The following is a 17,424-nucleotide window of genomic DNA, read 5'->3' on the forward strand; positions in this document are numbered from 1 at the left end:
CCATTCACACTTGACCCTTGCACCTAAGAGATTAGGGATCGCGGCCGGAAAAGACGAGTCATTTGTCGGGGTACGCCCCGCAACCGGAGACAGGATTTGCAACGACCCGAGATACCGGCGGGGCTGCCAGCCGACATCGAACAGAAGAAGATGAAGGCACGGCTGTGGTTCGAGACGTTGCGCGAGCGCATCTGCGCCAGCTTCGAGCAGATCGAGCAGGACCTGCAGGGGCCGCAGGCCAGCTGGTCGCCCGGTCGCTTCGAAAAGACGCCGTGGCAACGCGATGCCGGCAAGGGCGGCGGCGGCATCATGTCGATGATGCACGGCCGCGTCTTCGAGAAGGTCGGCGTCCACACCTCGACCGTCCATGGCGAGTTCTCGCCCGAATTCAGGAAGCAGATGCCGGGCGCCGAAGAGGACCCGTCCTTCTGGGCGAGCGGCATTTCGCTGATCGCCCATCCGTGGAACCCCAACGTGCCGGCCGTGCATATGAACACGCGCATGGTCGTCACCTCGCGCCAGTGGTTCGGCGGCGGCGCCGACCTGACACCGGTGCTCGACCGCCGCCGCAGCCAGGACGACCCCGACACGATCGCCTTCCACAGGGCGATGCAATTTGCCTGCGAGAAGAACGCGGCGATCGCCGACTACGCGAAATTCAAGGCCTGGTGCGACGAGTACTTCTACCTGCCGCACCGCGACGAGCCACGCGGCACCGGCGGTATCTTCTTCGACTGGCTGCATTCGGGCGAGGACAAAGGCGGCTGGGACGCCGATTTCAACTTCGTCCAGGACGTTGGGCGATCTTTTCTCGTCGTCTACGGACATCTGGTGCGCGCCAACTTCAATGATAACTGGACCGATGGCGACCGTGACGAGCAGCTCATCCGTCGCGGCCGCTATGTCGAATTCAACTTGCTTCACGATCGCGGCACCATCTTCGGGCTGAAGACCGGCGGCAATGTCGCGTCGATCGTGTCCAGCCTGCCGCCTGAGGTGAAATGGCCGTAAAATCTCGGTGAGCGCAACGTGAGCCGCAATCGGGTCCAAATCCCCAGAATTTGACGGCGAATGTGGCGCAACGCGCACCAGAAAATATCTTTTTCGTCTAATATTCTATTGAAAAGATTGGGCTATTTGTCGCGTCGGGCCGGGAAACGCCGGCGGTTCTTTACTCCCGAGCGCCGCGACCCGACGTGACCGGACGGCCCATGATTGAATGGGGCACCTTTCCCAAGCGGGTGCCCGCATTTTCCAGGAGAGCATGCCATGCGCAAGCTTATTATGACCGCAGCCGCCGCTGCCGTTCTCGCCTCTGGTACCGCCGCATTCGCCGCGGTCAAGCACACCACCGGCACGATCAAAAGCTTTGATGGAACGGCGATGAGCCTAGTTCTGGACAACGGAGCCACCTTTACGTTGCCCCAGACCTTCAAGGATCCTGGCCTGAAGGTCGGCGAAAAGGTCCGCGTCACGTGGGATATGAGCGGCAAGGACAAAATTGCCGAGGCAGTCAAGATCGTGAAGTGATGGCCTGCCCGCTGGAGCAAGACAACGTCTTGCCTCGGAGGTAGCGTAAGAGGGCGGAGCAGCGATGCTCCGCCTTTTCGCAATCCGTGCCCTTGAGCACTGCGTGTCGGCTTGGACGCGCGGCGCTCTAAGGCAACCAAAACCGTTCGATCGTGTTATGCTAAGCTGGCCACCGTGTAACCCGGATACCGGACCCGGTTTCCGGATGCTGCGCAAGATCAAAGGTCTGGAGCTTCCGTGTCAGTGCGCTGCGGCGCTCCAAGGAGGAGATGAGGAGAAGCCGATGAAGGAATTCCATTGCGGGTCGCTCGTACCCGGCTGCGAGTGGCACACACGCGCCGAGGAGGAGGCAGAGGTCATGCGTCGTGCCGTCGAGCATCTGCGCGAGACGCATGGCGAGACGGTGATCCGCGAGACGATGATCGAGGCGATCCGCTCGCGCATCGAAAAGGTCCGCGACGCAGCGTGATGGTTAGGATTGGAGTGCCTCTGCGGCGCGCTTGAGCAGCGCGCCGCGATCAAGCGCAAAACCGGACTCGACCCATTCCTTTTCAAGATTCTTCAACGTTGCACCAAGCTTCGGCCCCGGTGAGGCGCCAAGTGTCGTCAGATCGGCGCCCTTGACCGGAAAAACAGGGCTTTGCCATTTTGCGGCGAAGGCAAGCAGGCGCGAGAAGCCGCCGGCTTCGAGCAGTGCGTCATTGTCTTCGACCGCGCGGGCTCGAGCGGAAGCGAGCGACAGCCGCAACCGATCGACAAAGCCTTGGCGGTCGCCAGAATAGAGCTTTTTCGCCAACTCTCCTTCGGTTGTTTTCGGATCGATGGCAGCTGTCATCGCCCAGTACCGCAGGCGGCTTGCCTCGCTCACGGAAAGCCTCAATCTCTCGGCAAGCGTTTTCATGCGCGCGGCATCCGGCGGCACGATGGCTTCCAGCCTGAGCAGCGGGTCCGGCGCCCAGGCCAGATCCTTCTCGGTCTTGGTCAGCCCGTGGATGGCATCAATGCCCCATTTCTCGCTTTCCGGCAAAACGCCGGTCAGAACGCCGGCCTGGCGCATCCACAGCAGCGCCCGCGACGGATCTGGCGCTGACAGCAATTTCTTCAACTCCCACCAGACGCGCTCGACCGAGAGCTGGTCGAGCCCCTGCTTCAGCCGGGCGCAAGCCTTCAACCCTTCGGCATCCGGCCTGCCGTCCCCATACCAGGCGAAAAAGCGGAAGAAACGCAGGATGCGCAGATAATCCTCGCGGATGCGCGCTTCCGGATCGCCGATGAAGCGCAGCCGCCGCGCTTCGATATCGGCGATACCGCCGACCAGATCGACGACAGTTCCGTCAGCTTCGGCGTAGAGTGCATTGATGGTGAAATCGCGCCGCTCCGCGTCGGCTTTCCAGTCGCGGCCGAACGACACTTTGGCGCGCCGGCCGTCGGTTTCGATATCGGCACGAAGCGTGGTGATTTCATAGGCCTTGCCGTGGGCGACCGCGGTGACGGTGCCATGCTCGATGCCGGTCGGCACCGTCTTGAAGCCTGCCGCCTCGGCGCGCCGGATGGTTTCCTCGGGCACTGTGGTGGTGGCGATGTCGATGTCGGCAACCGGCTGTCCGATAAGCGCATTGCGCACGGCACCGCCGGCGACACGCGCCTCCTCGCCACCGTCGGTCAGCGCGGCGAGGAGGCGCTGCAAGTGGCTTTCGTCGAGCCAGCCGGCCTTGCCCGCGATCGACACCGGATCGCTCACGAATAGAGCCTTTCATAAAGCGTTCGGATGATGCCCGCAGTAACGCCCCAGATGCGCTGGCCGCCATAGGGCATCTCGTAAAAGAACCATTCGAGGTCGTTCCACATGCGGCTGTCCCTGGTGTGGTTGGCGGGGTCCATCAGAAAGCCCAGCGGCACCTCGAAGACGGCATCGACTTCGTCGGAATTCAGCGTCAGGCTGAAACCGGGCCGCACAATCCCGAGCACCGGGGCGATGCGATAGCCGCTGCCGGAGACGTAGTCCGGCATGCGGCCGAGGATCTCGATATGATCCCCATCGAGACCGATCTCCTCGAACGTCTCGCGCAATGCCGCCGCTTCCGGGCTCACATCGGTTGGATCGATGGTTCCGCCGGGGAAAGCCACCTGCCCCGAATGGTTGCGCAGCTTTTCCGCCCGCCGGGTCAAAAGGACCGTGGCCTCGTGGCCATGGTCGACCACCGGGATCAGCACGGCGGCATCGCGCAGCGCCTTGGCCAGTTTCAGCCTGGGATGACCCGGATTGAAGCGGTGGTCGCCAAAATCGTCACCGGCATGCGCCTGCGGCTGCGCCACGACGCGCTGGCGAAACTCGGCGGCGGAAAATGGCACCGGCGTCACCTGATCCATCATAGGCGGTCCATCATGCGCTCAGCCGTTTCAGTTTCTCAGCCGGCATGATCGGATAGACCTCGCCTTTGGAACGGACGGCAAACATCGTCTTGCCGCCGATGTCGATCTCTTCGCCGTGCTCGACCAGCTCGTACATCACTGGCCGCGCCACCAGCGCTTCCAGCCGCCCGCGCACCAGCACATAGGGCTTCAGGCCACCTGTCTCGTCCTCGTCGACGAATCGCAGCGGATGCTCCGCCCCAGCCTCGACCACATCGCCGACATTGGTACGAAAGGTGATGATTTGCCCGTCGCCGGCGCCCGACACATCCATCTCGACGGCGATGAAGGGCGCGTCGGCGACGCGGATGCCGACCTTTTCCACCGGCGTCACCAGATAGGTCTTGCCGTCGTCGTCCTTGCGCAGCACCGAGGAGAAAAGCTGCACCAGCGGCATCCGGCCGATCGGCGTTCCCAGATAGAACCAGGTGCCGTCCTGCTTGATCTCCATGTCGAGATCGCCGCAAAATGCCGGATTCCAGCGTTCCACCGGCGCCGGCCCCTTGCCGGCGCGCGTCGCGCGCGAGACCAGCGCCTCTAGCCCACGCGTCTCGGTCGCGGCCGTCAGGCTCTCTTCACGATGCTCGGCGGCTTCTGTCATGGTCACGAAATAGTCACTGTTGTTCCGCTTGTCAGCCTAAGTCTGTGATTTAAGTTCTTTGCAGGCGCCATGCGAGGCCGAATCGCGGCATTCTGCGGCCCCCAAGGTGCCAAGCGGTATTTCCAACCAGAAGGATCGATGCTGCATGAGCGTTATGATCAAGGAAAGCCCGATCAGCGAAAAGGACATGGTGGCGCAGGCCGAGAAGGCGCTGGCTGACATTTCGAGGGTCCGCGACGGCGTCGGCCGGGTCATCTTCGGCCAGGAAAGCGTCGTCGAGCGCACGCTCGTCGCATTGCTGGCAGGCGGCCATGCACTGCTGGTCGGGGTGCCCGGCCTTGCCAAGACCAAGCTGGTCGAAACGCTGGGCATCGTGCTCGGCCTCGATTCGCGCCGCATCCAGTTCACGCCCGACCTGATGCCATCCGACATTCTCGGCTCAGAGGTGATGGAGCAGGATGAATTCGGCAAGCGTTCGTTCCGCTTCATTTCCGGACCGATCTTCGCGCAACTGCTGATGGCCGACGAGATCAACCGCGCCTCGCCGCGCACCCAGTCGGCGCTGCTGCAGTCGATGCAGGAATACCACGTCACCATTGCCGGCGTGCGCCATGACCTGCCGGCGCCGTTCCATGTTCTGGCGACGCAGAACCCGCTGGAGCAGGAGGGCACCTATCCGCTGCCCGAGGCTCAGCTCGACCGCTTCCTGATGCAGGTCGACATCCTTTACCCCGAGATCGAGGCGGAGCGCCGCATCCTGCTGGAAACCACCGGCATCGAGGATGCCAAGGCCGAAAACGTGCTGCAGCCGACGCGGCTGAAGGACATCCAGACGCTCATCCGCCGCATGCCGGTGCCTGAAAGCGTCGTCGAGGCGATCCTCAAGCTGGTGCGCTCGGCGCGTCCCGGCCAGGGCAACGCCGATACCGACAAGCACGTCGCCTGGGGCCCGGGCCCGCGCGCCAGTCAGGCGCTGACGCTGTGCGCCCGCGCCCGCGCCCTCTATGACGGCCGGCTGGCGCCGTCGGTCGACGATGTCCGCGCACTGGCCGAGCCGGTGCTGCAGCACCGCATGGCGCTGACCTTCGCCGCCCGCGCCGAGGGCACCACGGTACGCGACGTCGTGGCGAAGCTCGCGAAAGGGATTTGATGGCGCGCATCGGTGAAGCGCAGGCACCGACAGCGACGCGCGATGCGCTCGCCAGAGGCCGGTTGCGGGCTTCCCTGTTGCCGGACCTGCTGGTCGAGGCGCGCCGCATCGTCAACACGGTGATTGCCGGCTGGCATGGCCGTCGCAAGCGCGGCATCGGAGAGAATTTTTGGCAGTTCCGGCCCTATGTCGAAGGCGATTCCTCGCGCATCGACTGGCGCCGCTCGGCGCGCGACGACCACACCTATGTCCGCGACCGCGAATGGGAGGCCGCCCATACGGTGTGGCTGTGGGCCGACCCCTCGCCTTCCATGCTCTACAAATCGACCGGAGCCAGCGTTTCCAAGGAGTCGCGCGCTCTGGTGCTGGCGCTGGCCATGGCCGAGCTTTTGTCGCGCAGCGGCGAGCGCATTGCCTGGCCGGGCCTGACCGACCCGTTCACCGCCCGCAATGGCGCCGAGCGCATCGCGGCGCAACTGATGCACGCCGCCGACCTGCCGGCAAAGCCCGACCTGTCCGGCATCCGCCGCTTCTGCGACATCGTCATCGTCAGCGATTTCCTCGACCCGGTTGAGGACACCATAGCCTGGCTGGACGTGCTCGCCCGCCACGGCGTGCGCGCCCATCTGATCGAGGTCGCCGATCCGGCCGAGGAAAGCTTCCCCTATGCGGGGCGCACCGAATTCACCGATCCTGAGACCGGCGACAAGCTGACCGCCGGCCGCGCCGAAATGCTGGGCGAAGAATATCGCCTGCTTTATGCCGCCCGCCGCCAGGAACTGGCCGCGTGGTGCAAACGGCTTGGCTGGAGCTTTACCGTCAATCATACCGACCGCCTTGCCTCCGAGGCGCTGGTGCGCATCCACATGGCGATGACCGCCGAGGGCGCCTTTGCCGGGAGGGCTCGCGCATGAGTTGGCTGCCGCTCTCCTTCGGGGCGCCGATGGTGCTGTGGGGCCTGCTGGCGCTGCCGGTGATCTGGTGGCTTCTGCGGCTGACCCCGCCCAGGCCGCAAACCGAGGTGTTTCCGCCGCTCAGGATTCTCGCCCGCGTGCTGAGGCGCGAAGAAACGCCGCAGCAGAGCCCGTGGTGGCTGACGTTGCTCAGGCTGCTGATGGCCGCGCTTATCGTGGCAGCACTTGCCGAGCCCGTCTTCAACCCGCGCGAAAAGCTGCCGGCCGAGGGCGCTGCCCTGGCGCTGGTGATCGACAATGACTGGGCAAGTGCCGCCGACTGGGGTAAGCGCGTCGCCACCGCCGAGCGGCTGATCGCCGATGCCAATTCGAACGGTGTGCCGGTGCTCATCGCTTTCACCGCCGAGAAGCCGAATGCCGAGATCGGTCCCTTCGATGCCGCTGCCGCGCTCAACCGGCTGCGCGCGGCAAAGCCGCGCCCGATCCCGACCGACCGCCCCGCCGTCTATGCCCGCGTCGCATCAGCCCTGGAGTCGCTGCCGGGCACCAGCGTTGCCGTGCTCGCCGATGGCCTGGCGGCGCAAGGCGACGAAGCCGCCTTCAACACGCTGTTGTCGAAGAACGCAGCACGCGTCGTCTGGGCCGTCTCCGACCGACTGTCGCTGACCGGCCTGACCGGCGCCGATAACCAGGTCGACGGCTTCGCCCTGACCGCCATCCGCGCACCGGGCGATCCGGCACCTGCACAGGTGACGGCCGGCGCCTTCGACGACAAGGGCCGCCGCATCGCCGACGCGACGCTGACCTTTGCCCCGGGCATAACCACCGCCACCGCCACGATGGCGGTGCCGTTCGAACTCCGCAACGACTTCGCCTACATCGCGCTCGATGGCGAACGCCAGGCCGGTGCCGTCCGCGTGCTCGATGAGAGCTCGAAACGCCGCCGCGTCGGGCTGCTGTCGCAGGCCGAGGCCGACCAGGCGCAACCGCTGCTGTCGCCGCTCTACTACATCCGCCGCGCCCTGCAGCCCTTCGCCGATCTCGTCGAGCCGTCCAGCGTCGATCTCGCCGATGCCATCCCGCAACTGCTCGATCAGAAACCGGCGATGATCGTCATGGCCGATGTCGGCACCATTCCGGAACAGGCCCGGGAAAGGCTGGTCGACTGGGTCGACAAGGGCGGCACGCTGGTGCGTTTTGCCGGTTCGCGGCTCGCCGCTGCCGGCAATGACGACGACCTGCTGCCGGTCCGGCTCCGCACAGGCGAGCGCTCGCTGGGCGGCGCGCTGTCATGGACGGCGCCGCAGCCGGTCACCGAATTCCCGAAAACCGGCCCCTTCGCCGACCTCGCGCCGCCCACCGAGGTCACCGTCACCAGGCAGGTGCTGGCCGAACCGACGCCCGATATCGTCGAGCGCACCTGGGCCACCCTTGCCGACGGTACGCCGCTGGTGACCGGGATGAAGAAGGACAAGGGTACGCTCGTGCTGTTCCACGTCACCCCCGAGGCGACATGGTCCAACCTGCCGATCTCCGGCAGCTTCGTCGAGATGCTGCGGCGCATCGTGCAACTGTCGCGCAACCAGGGAGCGGCGGTCGCCAATGCCGAAGCCGCCGCCACGTCGCTGGCACCTTATCGCATGATCGCCGCCGACGGCACGCTGGTGCCGCCGACGCCGGACGCCAGGCCGCTGGTGCCCGGCGCCGGCCCGCTGCCGGTGACGCTGGAAAACCCGCCCGGCCTCTACGGCTCCGAGACGGGGGTATTCGCTCACAATCTGCTCGGTGGCGACAGCGCATTCACGCCGCTGGCCCGGCCTGAGATCACCGTGCCGGTCACCACCGTCCAGTATGCCTTCGACGAGCAGCGCAACCTCAAAGGTCCGCTTGTCACGGCCACCCTGGTGCTGATGGTGCTCGACACGCTTGCCGTATTCTGGATGGGCGGCCTGTTGTCGCGCCGGCCGCGCCGTCCCGGTGCTGCGGCGACGGCAGCCATCCTGCTGATTGCGCTCGGCGCCTTGATTGGCCACGCGGACGTCGCGCGTGCCGACGACGCCAAACCGGGAGATACGGAGGCGATCGGGGACATTTCAAAGACCCGGATCGCCTATGTGCTGACCGGCGAGCCGGGTGTCGACTCGATCAGCCGCGCCGGGCTCGAAGGCCTGACCCGCTTTCTCATCGAAAAAACCGCGCTCGAACCCGGAGCACCGGCCGGCGTCGACATCTCGAAGGACGAACTGTCCTTCTACCCGCTGATCTACTGGCCGATCGATCCCGCCGCCCCGATGCCGAGCGAGGCCGCCATCGCCCGTATCGACGCCTATATGCAGCAGGGCGGAACGGTCTTGTTCGACACCCGCGACCAGTTCGCCAACGGCATTGGTGCGGATTCGACCAGCCCCGCAACGGAGCGGCTGCGCGACATCCTCGGCAACCTCAACGTGCCACCGCTGGAACCGGTGCCTTCGGACCACGTGCTGACCAAATCCTTCTACATCCTTCCAGAGTTTCCCGGCCGCTTTGCCGGCAGCCCGCTTTGGGTCGAGGCATCGCTCGAAGCCAGCAACACCGAGCACCGCCCGGTGCGCACCGGCGACGGCGTTTCCCCGATCATGATCACCGCCAATGATTTCGCCGGCGCCTGGGCGGTCGACGAGAATGGCGACCCGCTATTGCCGACCGTGCCGTCGGATCCGATGCAGCGCATCTATGCGCTGCGCGCCGGCGTCAACATCATGATGTACATGCTGACCGGCAACTACAAATCCGACCAGGTGCACGTCCCGGTGCTGCTCGAACGGCTGGGGCAATAGACCATGAATTGGTCGCTCGCCTTCGAACCGCTCATCACTTGGCCGCTGCTCGCCGTGGTTCTGTTGCCGCTGCTGCTGCTGGCGCTGGTCGGCCTTTGGTTTCGCCAGCGCGGCGCGATCTTCCGCCTGGCAGCCCTGATTGCGCTGGCTGCGGCGTTGCTCAATCCGGTATTCCTCGACGAAGAGCGCGAGCCGCTGAAAAGTATCGTCGCCGTCGTCGTCGATCGCAGCCAGAGCCAGGATATAGGCGACCGCACCAAGCAGACCGACGCGGCCTTGGCCGGGCTTCAGCAGCGTCTCGGCCGCTTCAAGCAGTTCGACGTCCGTGTCGTCGAAGCCGGCAAGTCCGAAGCCGCCGACGAGCGCACCGAGACGCGGTTGTTTTCCTCGCTCGAAAATGCTTTCCGAGACGTGCCGCCGTCGCGCATTGGCGGCGCCATCATGATCACCGACGGCGAGGTGCATGACGCGCCGCTTGGCGCACCCGACTTCAATGCCCCTCTGCATGCGCTGATTACCGGCAACGACCATGAAAAGGACCGTCGCATCCGCTTCGAGAATGCGCCGCGCTTCGGCCTCGTCGGCAAGCCGCTCGACATGACCTATCGCGTCATCGCCACCAACAACGAAACCGGCCCGGTCGATGTCCGCGTATCGGTCAACGGCGAGCAGGTATCGGTCGAGCACGCCAACATCGGCCAGGCGATGCCGCTGCAGGTGACCATTCCCAGCGCCGGGCGCAACATCGTCGAACTCGCCATCGACCACGAACCGGGCGAACTCACCGATACCAACAACCGCGCCATCGCGCTGATCGACGGCATCCGCGAAAATCTGCGCGTGCTGCTCGTGTCCGGCGAACCACATGCCGGCGAGCGCACCTGGCGCAATTTGCTGAAATCCGACGCTTCGGTCGACCTCGTGCACTTCACCATCCTGCGCCCACCGGAAAAGCAGGACGGCACGCCGATCAACGAGTTGTCGCTGATCGCCTTCCCGACACGCGAGCTGTTCGTCGAGAAGATCAAGGATTTCGACCTGATCATCTTCGACCGCTATCAGCACCGCGACGTGCTGCCGATCCTCTATTACGACTACATTTCCGAATATGTCGAAAAAGGCGGCGCGCTGCTAATCGCGGCAGGCCCCGAATATGCCGGCGAAAGCTCGATCGCCCGCACGCCGCTGATGTCGGCGCTGCCGGCAATGCCGACCGGCGAGGTCATCGACAAGGCCTTCTACCCACGTCTCACCGATACCGGCCAGCGCCATCCGGTCACGCGCGGGCTCGACGGCTCCGCAACCGAGCCGCCGCACTGGAGCCGCTGGTTCCGCACCATCGGCGTCGAGAACCCCGAGGGCGAGGTGGTGATGAAGGGCGCCGACAACCGGCCGCTGCTGCTGCTCGACCGCAAGGGCGAAGGCCGCGTCGGCATGCTTTTGTCCGATCAGGGCTGGCTATGGGCGCGCGGCTTCGAGGGCGGCGGCCCGCATGTCCAGCTCTACCGACGCATCGCCCACTGGCTGATGAAGGAGCCCGAACTCGAGGAGGAGCGGCTGACCGCCGACGGCCGCGGCATGGTGCTTGAAATTCGCCGCCAGACGATGAGCGACGACCCCGGCCCGGCGCAGGTCATCACGCCGTCCGGCAAGGCACTGATCGTCAGGCTCGAGAAATCCGAGCCAGGCGTCTTCCTCGGCAGCGTCGAGACCAGCGAAATCGGTCTCTATCAGGTCGGCAATGGCGACCTGACGGCATTGGCCCATGTCGGGCCTGTCAACGCGCCGGAATTCACCGACGTCGTCTCCACCGAGAACCGGCTGAAACCGCCGGCTGAGGCAACCGGCGGCAGCGTTCGCCGGCTGGCGCCGGCCTCGGCGATTGGCAATCTCACCAGCACTGTCACGCTGCCCTCCATCGTCCCGGTTCGTGCCTCGGGCGCTGCCTCCGGCAACGACTGGATCGGCCTGCGCACCACCGACGACAGCGTGCTCAAGGCCGTCTCGCGCGTGCCGCTGTTCGGCGGCTTCCTCGGCCTCGGCCTGCTGCTTCTGGCGATGGGCTCGATGTGGTACCGCGAAGGACGGTAGTTCCCTTCTCTCTCCCTGCAAACGGGGCGAGGGAGGAGCTCTATTCCTCCGGCTCCGTCGTGAACATCAGCGGGTAGCCCTTAGCCTTGCCGGCATCGGTTGCCCGCGCCGCCTTGGTCTCGGCGACATCCCTGGTGAAGACGGCGACGACACAGACGCCGCGCCGGTGAGCGGTGATCATAACCCTATGTGCCTGGTCTTCACTGAGCTTGAACTCGGCCTTGAGCACCGTCACGACGAATTCGCGCGGCGTGAAGTCGTCATTGACCAGGATGACCTTGTAGAGCTTCGGCCGTTCGACCTTCGGCTTCGTGCTGGTACGGGGTTTTGTCGTGATTTCAGGCATTGGACCGGCAATTGCGTACGACAGCTTTGCGGTCATTTTGACATGGGCAAAAGCGGTCGTCCATTCAACCGCGCGCGATCGGCTTCCCGGCGAGCGCAGTTCACAAATCCATGCCTATGTGGGAACTGCCGTTTGGCGTTCAACCGGCGGTGTGGGCCGGGACCGGCCGTACTGTCTGCACGCCAACAAAAGATGACCGCTCCAGGCAAATCGCAACTGGAGCGGTCTTCTCATACGGCAGAAGATGTCGCTTGATCAGGCCTTCGGAGCTGCCTTGACCGCGTGCTTCTTGTGCTTCTTGACGGTCTTCTTGGCAGCGACCTTCTTCACGGCCTTGGCCGGCGCAGCGGTCGTCGTTGTCGTCGCAGCCGGGGTGGTGGTCGCGGCATTGGCGCTGCTGGCGCCGAGAACCGGCATCGAGAGGGCCAGCGCGATGGCGAGACCGAGGGCGGAGAGGAGGGACTTTTTCATGGCTTCACTTCCTTTTTGTGCAGATCGGATTGAGTGTCACTGAACGGGATCGATCGGTGTCACTCCAAGCAGCTTCAAAGCGTTCGCGAGCATCCGGATTCCCTGTGCCTGTTTCTTGTTGGCGCAGAACCGGTTTCCCTTTCTTTGAAGTGCTTTCGCCGCGGTGACCTGCGTTGCCGCGGCATGGGTTTCGAGGGCTTCGTCAAACTGGCGGTTCAGATCGATGCAACGCTCGCTGCGGGTGGTCGCCACCTTTGCATCGGCCGCCTTTGAATTGGCCGCCTTTGCATCGGCCAGCTTTGCATCGGCATGTTCGACCGCAGCCGTGACGAGCGAAATGGAAAGCAACGCACCCATCAGACTGATCGAGAACCTTTGCATTGGTCTGTCCGTAATCCCGTAACGCGTGTCGCAGCCGATGACCTGACCGCCACGGCACCACTTATGCCTTTGTTTTTTTTCGGCAGTTTTTCCGGATTGTAGAATTTTGTTTCTGGATTGTTTCTGGGCGGCCCGGATCGAGCTGCCGATCTCCACTGGCCAACTTATGGCCTGAATTCTATCGTCTGGCTGACGGCCGAAGCACCGCTTGGGCGATCCACAAATGACAGGTTTCCTGTGAAATCCGACCCCCACATACTGATCGTCGACGACGACAAGGGCATTCGCGACCTGCTTCAGGAATTTTTCCAGAAGCGAGGGCTGCATACATCGGTCGCCGCCGACGGCACCGAGATGGAGACCGTGCTGCGCCGCGCCCAGGTCGACCTGATCGTTCTGGACGTCATGCTGCCCGGCAAGAGCGGCCTGGAGCTCTGCCGCGAGTTGCGCGCCAATTATTCGACACCGATCATCATGCTGACCGCGGTCACCGAGACCACCGACCGCGTCGTCGGCCTGGAGATGGGCGCCGACGACTACGTGCCGAAACCCTTCGATCCGCGCGAGCTGCTCGCACGCATTCGTGCCGTCTTGAGGCGTAATGGCACCGCCGAACCGCGACGTGCCGCTTCGCGGCAGATCTACCATTTCGCCGGCTGGACGATGGACTGTTCGCGCCGCCGGTTGATGGCGCCCGGCGACGTCAGGATCGAGCTAACGATGGCCGAATTCAATCTCCTGCAGACCTTCGTCAAGAGCGCGCAACGCGTACTGAGCCGCGAGCAGCTCATCGAGCTGTCCGGCGGCGACAGCGGCTACAGCTTCGACCGCAGCGTCGACATTCTGGTCAGCCGGCTGCGGCGCAAGATGGAGGACGACCCGAAAACGCCGAAGCTGATCCTGACGGTGCGCAGCGGCGGCTATCAGTTCCTGCCTGAGACGACCTCCGAATGAGACGCATTCTGCCGCAAACGCTGCCGGCCTGGGTGCTGCTCATCGTCATCGCCGGCCTGCTGATCAGCCAGATCGCGACCCTCTACATCGTTTCGCGCGACCGTGCCGCCGCCAATGAAGTCGTCGATCTCTACCGGCTCAACGACCGCGCCTTCTCGCTGGTACAGCTGATGCATGATGCTACGCCGGAACAGCGCAAGGCGACGGCCTCCGGCCTGTTCAACGCCACTTACGCGCTCACCGTCTCCGGCACGCCCGCCGTCACTTCGTCGATAGCCGGCGACGACGAGCTGGCCGAATTGGAGGACATATTGGTCGGTCGGCTATCGAAGTTCGGCATCACCGACGCGCGGGTCCGCCGCGACCCGGCAACGCACGAAGCCGACGCTCCCGGTGGGACGGTCGCCGGTCCCGATGTTGGCCAGGTCGAGCGCGACCTGCTGGTGCTGGCCGCCGATTTCGCCCAGAGCGACAAGCTGACCGCTTCGCTTCGCTTTGCCGACGGCCAATGGCTGAACTTCACCGAACCGAACACGCCGGCCGGGCCGATACTGAGCTTCGATAGCCTGCCGCTCTATGCCTTGATCGCCGGGCTGGTGGTGGCTTCCTCGATCTGGTCGCTGCGCCGGCTGACGGCGCCCTACCGGATGATGGAGACCGCGGTGAAGCGGATCGGCGAGGACCTGAAGAGCCCGCCGATCGCCGAGAGCGGCAGCCGCGAGGTGCGTACCGCGGCGAAGGCGGTCAATGCCATGCAGGCAAGGCTGCGCGCCTATGTCGAGGACCGCGAGCACCTCGCTGCGGCGCTCGCGCACGACCTGCGCACGCCACTGACCAGGATGCGGCTGCGCCTCGAACTGCTCAGGAATTCGACCATTCGCGCCGCACTGGGGCACGACCTCGCCGACATCGAAGGCATTGCCAGCTCGGTCATCGACTTCGCCACTTTCGAGGTGACCGAGGAGAAGAGCGAGAGGATCGATTTCTGGTCGCTCGTCGAATCGGTCGCCGACGGCTACAAAGAGGTTTCGTTCGACAATGACGATGCGCGCTCGCGCGGCCTGATCTGCATAGCGCGCCCAGTCGCGCTCCGGCGCTGCGTCACCAATCTCGTCCAGAACGCGGTGACCTATGGCAAGAAGGCGCATCTCAACCTGCGCCAATCGGACAGGATCATCGCGCTGGCGATCCGCGACGAGGGGCCGGGCATACCGCAGGCCGAGCTCGACGCCGTGTTCGGCTCGTTCGTACGCCTGGACCAGTCGCGCAACCGCCAGACCGGCGGCCTCGGCCTCGGCCTGACCATAGCCCGCAATATCGCCCGCGGCGCCGGCGGCGAAGTCAGCCTGTCCAACCATCCCGATGGCGGCCTGTTGACGGAGCTGCGCCTGCCGCTGGCGGTTTAGCTTGCGGTATCGGGCTAAGCTGGCGTTCCTTCGCGCCCCCCTCTGTCCTGCCGGACATCTCCCCCACAGGTGGGAGATTGGCTGTCGTCGCCGATTTCGCCAACTACAAACGTTGGAGTGTGAGAGCCGTCTGCGAAACCGCCGATCTCCCCCAAGTGGGGGAGATGTCCGGCAGGACAGAGGGGGGCGCGACAGAACTCGGCGTTGGTCTTGGTTCTCTCCCCAAGGAGAAAAACTACCGCCGCAACACCGCGCTCAGCACATCCCTGACGCCGATGGCGCCGACGAAGCGCGATTGGTCGTCGAATAGCGCCACGGGTGCTGTCTGTGAGCGATGCATGGCCAGCATCACCGTCTTCAGCGAGGTGCCGGGATTGGCCCAGAACACCTGCGCCGTCTCCTCCGGCTGAGCCTCGACGTCGGCGCAGGAGACCCACACCGCCGGCTTGCCGTCGCGCTCGGCCGCCGCCACCAGCCCATGCTCGTCGATCTTGAAGCGCGTCGTCTTGCGGCGGTCGAGCCACACCCAGCCGTTTTCGCCATGTTCGAGGTCGCGGCGGTCGCGCATGACGTTCCAGGCGGTCAGCACCGAGAGCGGGTTCACATTGGCGATGAAGTCGCGGACATAGTCGTTGGCAGGCCGCAGCACGATGTCTTCCGGCGCGCCGGTCTGCACGATGCGCCCGCCCTCCATGATGGTGATGTGGGTGCCGATCTTCAGCGCCTCCTCGAGGTCGTGGCTGACGAAGATGATGGTCTTCTTCAGTTCGGCCTGAAGCTGCAGCAGCTCGTCCTGCAGCTTGGTCCGGATCAGCGGATCGAGCGCCGAGAACGGCTCGTCCATCAGCAGGATCGGCGCCTCGGTGGCGAAGGCGCGCGCCAGGCCGACGCGCTGCTGCATGCCGCCGGAAAGCTCATGCGCGTATTTCTTCGACCACTGGTCGAGATGAACCAGCTTCAGCTGTTTGCTCACCCGCTCCTTGCGCTCGGCTTCCGGTACGCCGGCGAGCTCGAGGCCAAGGCCGACATTTTCCTCCACTGTGCGCCAAGGCAGCAGGCCGAACTGCTGGAACACCATTGCCACCTGCTTTTGCCGCAACCGCCGAAGCGTCGCCTCGTCGCAGGTGACGACGTCGACCGTACCATCGCCGTCCTTGACCAGAACCTGGCCGCGCGAGACGACGTTCAGCCGGTTGACGGCCCTGAGCAGCGTCGACTTGCCGGAGCCGGACAGGCCCATCAGCACCGAAATCTCACCCTCGTGCACGGTGAGGCTGGCACCGGCACAGCCCAGCACGTTACCGGTCTGTTCGAGGATCTCGGCACGGGTGGCGCCGCTGTCGATCAGCGCCAGCGAACCGGCCTGGTCGGCGCCAAAGACGATGTCGACATTCCTGAAATCGACGGCGACGGTCATTTCTTGCCTCCCACGCCGATGCGCGTCATTCGATCAAGCACGATGGCGAGCACGACGATGGCCAGACCTGCCTCAAGCCCGAGGTCGATCCGGCGCGACCCGAGCGCCCGGTTGATCTCTGTGCCGAGGCCGCCGGCGCCGATCAGGGCGGCGAACACCACCATCGACAGCGACAACATGATCGATTGGGTCAGCCCAGCCATGATGGTCGGCAGTGCCGAAGGCAGCTCGACCTTCCACAGCAGCTGGCGCTTGGTGGCGCCGAACGCTTCGCCCGCCTCGACGATCGATTTCGGCACCGAGGTGACGCCGAGATGGGTGAGCCGAACCGAGGTCGGGATGACGAAGATGATGGTGACGATCAGGCCGGGCGCGTTGCCGAGGCCGAACAGGGTCAGCACCGGGATCAGGTAGACGAAGGTCGGCAGCGTCTGCATCAGGTCGAGCACCGGCAGCATGACGCGATAGATCTTCGGCTTGTGCGCGGCCCAGATGCCGAGCGGCACGCCAATGGCCATCGAGACGGCGGCGGCGGCAACGACCAGCACCAGCGTCTCCACTGTCTGCTTCCACAGGTTCTGGTTGAGGATGAACAGCAACCCGATGAACACCGCCAAAGCAAGGCCTTTCGAACGCTGCAGGAAATAGGCGAGCAAAGCGATCAGGGCGATCAGCAGAACCGGCGGCAGCAACAGCAACCCGTCGACGATGCCATCGAGCAGGAAGTTGAGGCTGTTGGAGAAAGCCCTGAAGACGGTGTCGAAATTGTCGGTGAGAAAGCCGAAAAACGCCTTCCCCCACGCGCCAATGGGGATCTTGTAGCTGACCAGGAATTTGGAGATCGGATCCATCTAGCCCCTCTTCTGCCGGCGCCGTCCTTTGCCGGACGGTCATCTTGTCACAGGATATGAAAAAGGGCAGCCATTTCTACC

General features: G+C 64.6%; 17 protein-coding genes. 9 read left to right on the top strand and 8 right to left on the bottom strand.

Features of this window, described 5'->3' with window-relative positions:
* Positions 1-96: 96 nt before the first annotated feature.
* The 3 genes from hemF (at position 97) to NKH05_RS11500 (ending at position 1,999) form a co-directional block, all read left to right on the top strand.
* Positions 97-1,011 carry an oxygen-dependent coproporphyrinogen oxidase gene (gene hemF / locus NKH05_RS11490; RefSeq protein ID WP_353025409.1) on the top strand — a complete coding sequence of 305 codons (915 nt, stop codon included), beginning with the start codon at positions 97-99 and terminating at the stop codon, positions 1,009-1,011.
* A 258-nt stretch (positions 1,012-1,269) separates the two neighbouring features.
* Positions 1,270-1,530, top strand: a complete 261-nt coding sequence (locus NKH05_RS11495) for a DUF1344 domain-containing protein (RefSeq protein ID WP_023679489.1) — start codon at positions 1,270-1,272, stop codon at positions 1,528-1,530.
* A gap of 283 nt (positions 1,531-1,813) precedes the next feature.
* Positions 1,814-1,999 (top strand): DUF1059 domain-containing protein, encoded by a 186-nt coding sequence (locus NKH05_RS11500; RefSeq protein WP_023679490.1) that lies wholly within the window; start codon positions 1,814-1,816, stop codon positions 1,997-1,999.
* 3 nt (positions 2,000-2,002) lie between these two features.
* Here the strand turns inward: NKH05_RS11500 and NKH05_RS11505 are convergent, their stop codons facing one another.
* The 3 genes from NKH05_RS11505 to NKH05_RS11515 are packed head-to-tail and all read right to left on the bottom strand — an operon-like array spanning position 2,003 to position 4,543.
* Positions 2,003-3,271 (bottom strand): CCA tRNA nucleotidyltransferase, encoded by a 1,269-nt coding sequence (locus NKH05_RS11505; RefSeq protein WP_352963740.1) that lies wholly within the window; start codon positions 3,269-3,271, stop codon positions 2,003-2,005.
* Positions 3,268-3,900 (bottom strand): CoA pyrophosphatase, encoded by a 633-nt coding sequence (locus tag NKH05_RS11510; protein ID WP_023719217.1) that lies wholly within the window; start codon positions 3,898-3,900, stop codon positions 3,268-3,270. Before NKH05_RS11510 ends, NKH05_RS11505 begins: the two co-directional genes overlap by 4 nt.
* Positions 3,901-3,913: 13 nt before the next feature.
* Positions 3,914-4,543: a DUF1285 domain-containing protein gene (locus tag NKH05_RS11515; RefSeq protein ID WP_353025511.1), complete on the bottom strand. Its 630-nt coding sequence runs from the start codon at positions 4,541-4,543 to the stop codon at positions 3,914-3,916.
* A gap of 145 nt (positions 4,544-4,688) precedes the next feature.
* On the opposite strand from NKH05_RS11515, the gene NKH05_RS11520 reads away from it, so the two are divergent.
* Genes NKH05_RS11520 through NKH05_RS11535 form a run of 4 tightly spaced genes read left to right on the top strand, consistent with a single transcriptional unit; the run spans position 4,689 to position 11,517 of the window.
* Complete coding sequence (locus NKH05_RS11520) at positions 4,689-5,693, top strand: AAA family ATPase (protein ID WP_023719219.1); 1,005 nt, start codon at positions 4,689-4,691, stop codon at positions 5,691-5,693.
* Entirely contained in the window at positions 5,693-6,607 is a 915-nt protein-coding gene (locus NKH05_RS11525) for a DUF58 domain-containing protein (protein ID WP_353025410.1), read from the top strand. The genes NKH05_RS11520 and NKH05_RS11525 overlap by 1 nt, the downstream gene beginning before the upstream one ends.
* Positions 6,604-9,426, top strand: coding sequence for a DUF4159 domain-containing protein (locus NKH05_RS11530; protein WP_353025411.1), 2,823 nt, complete (start codon positions 6,604-6,606; stop codon positions 9,424-9,426). Before NKH05_RS11525 ends, NKH05_RS11530 begins: the two co-directional genes overlap by 4 nt.
* A 3-nt stretch (positions 9,427-9,429) precedes the next feature.
* Positions 9,430-11,517, top strand: coding sequence for a membrane protein (locus tag NKH05_RS11535; RefSeq protein WP_023719222.1), 2,088 nt, complete (start codon positions 9,430-9,432; stop codon positions 11,515-11,517).
* 40 nt (positions 11,518-11,557) lie between these two features.
* Here NKH05_RS11535 and clpS read toward each other — a convergent pair whose 3' ends face one another.
* From clpS to NKH05_RS11550, 3 genes are all read right to left on the bottom strand, one after another.
* Positions 11,558-11,863 (bottom strand): ATP-dependent Clp protease adapter ClpS, encoded by a 306-nt coding sequence (clpS, locus tag NKH05_RS11540; RefSeq protein ID WP_023719223.1) that lies wholly within the window; start codon positions 11,861-11,863, stop codon positions 11,558-11,560.
* Positions 11,864-12,118: 255 nt separating this feature from the next.
* Positions 12,119-12,334, bottom strand: a complete 216-nt coding sequence (locus NKH05_RS11545) for a hypothetical protein (protein ID WP_023719224.1) — start codon at positions 12,332-12,334, stop codon at positions 12,119-12,121.
* 36 nt (positions 12,335-12,370) lie between these two features.
* Entirely contained in the window at positions 12,371-12,715 is a 345-nt protein-coding gene (locus tag NKH05_RS11550; RefSeq protein WP_023719225.1) for a hypothetical protein, read from the bottom strand.
* Positions 12,716-12,952: 237 nt separating this feature from the next.
* Here NKH05_RS11550 and NKH05_RS11555 point away from each other — a divergent pair, with 237 nt between their 5' ends.
* Both NKH05_RS11555 and NKH05_RS11560 read left to right on the top strand, forming a co-directional pair.
* Positions 12,953-13,669 carry a response regulator gene (locus NKH05_RS11555; protein WP_023719226.1) on the top strand — a complete coding sequence of 239 codons (717 nt, stop codon included), beginning with the start codon at positions 12,953-12,955 and terminating at the stop codon, positions 13,667-13,669.
* A complete protein-coding gene (locus NKH05_RS11560; protein ID WP_352496078.1) occupies positions 13,666-15,075 on the top strand; it encodes an ATP-binding protein in 1,410 nt (469 codons plus the stop codon). The genes NKH05_RS11555 and NKH05_RS11560 overlap by 4 nt, the downstream gene beginning before the upstream one ends.
* Positions 15,076-15,310: 235 nt before the next feature.
* Here NKH05_RS11560 and choV read toward each other — a convergent pair whose 3' ends face one another.
* Complete coding sequence (gene choV, locus NKH05_RS11565) at positions 15,311-16,492, bottom strand: choline ABC transporter ATP-binding protein (protein WP_023719229.1); 1,182 nt, start codon at positions 16,490-16,492, stop codon at positions 15,311-15,313.
* Positions 16,489-17,343: a choline ABC transporter permease subunit gene (gene choW, locus NKH05_RS11570; RefSeq protein ID WP_023719230.1), complete on the bottom strand. Its 855-nt coding sequence runs from the start codon at positions 17,341-17,343 to the stop codon at positions 16,489-16,491. Before choW ends, choV begins: the two co-directional genes overlap by 4 nt.
* Positions 17,344-17,424: the final 81 nt, after the last annotated feature.

Source organism: Mesorhizobium sp. M1399 (assembly GCF_040317735.1).
Taxonomy (GTDB): Bacteria; Pseudomonadota; Alphaproteobacteria; order Rhizobiales; family Rhizobiaceae; genus Mesorhizobium.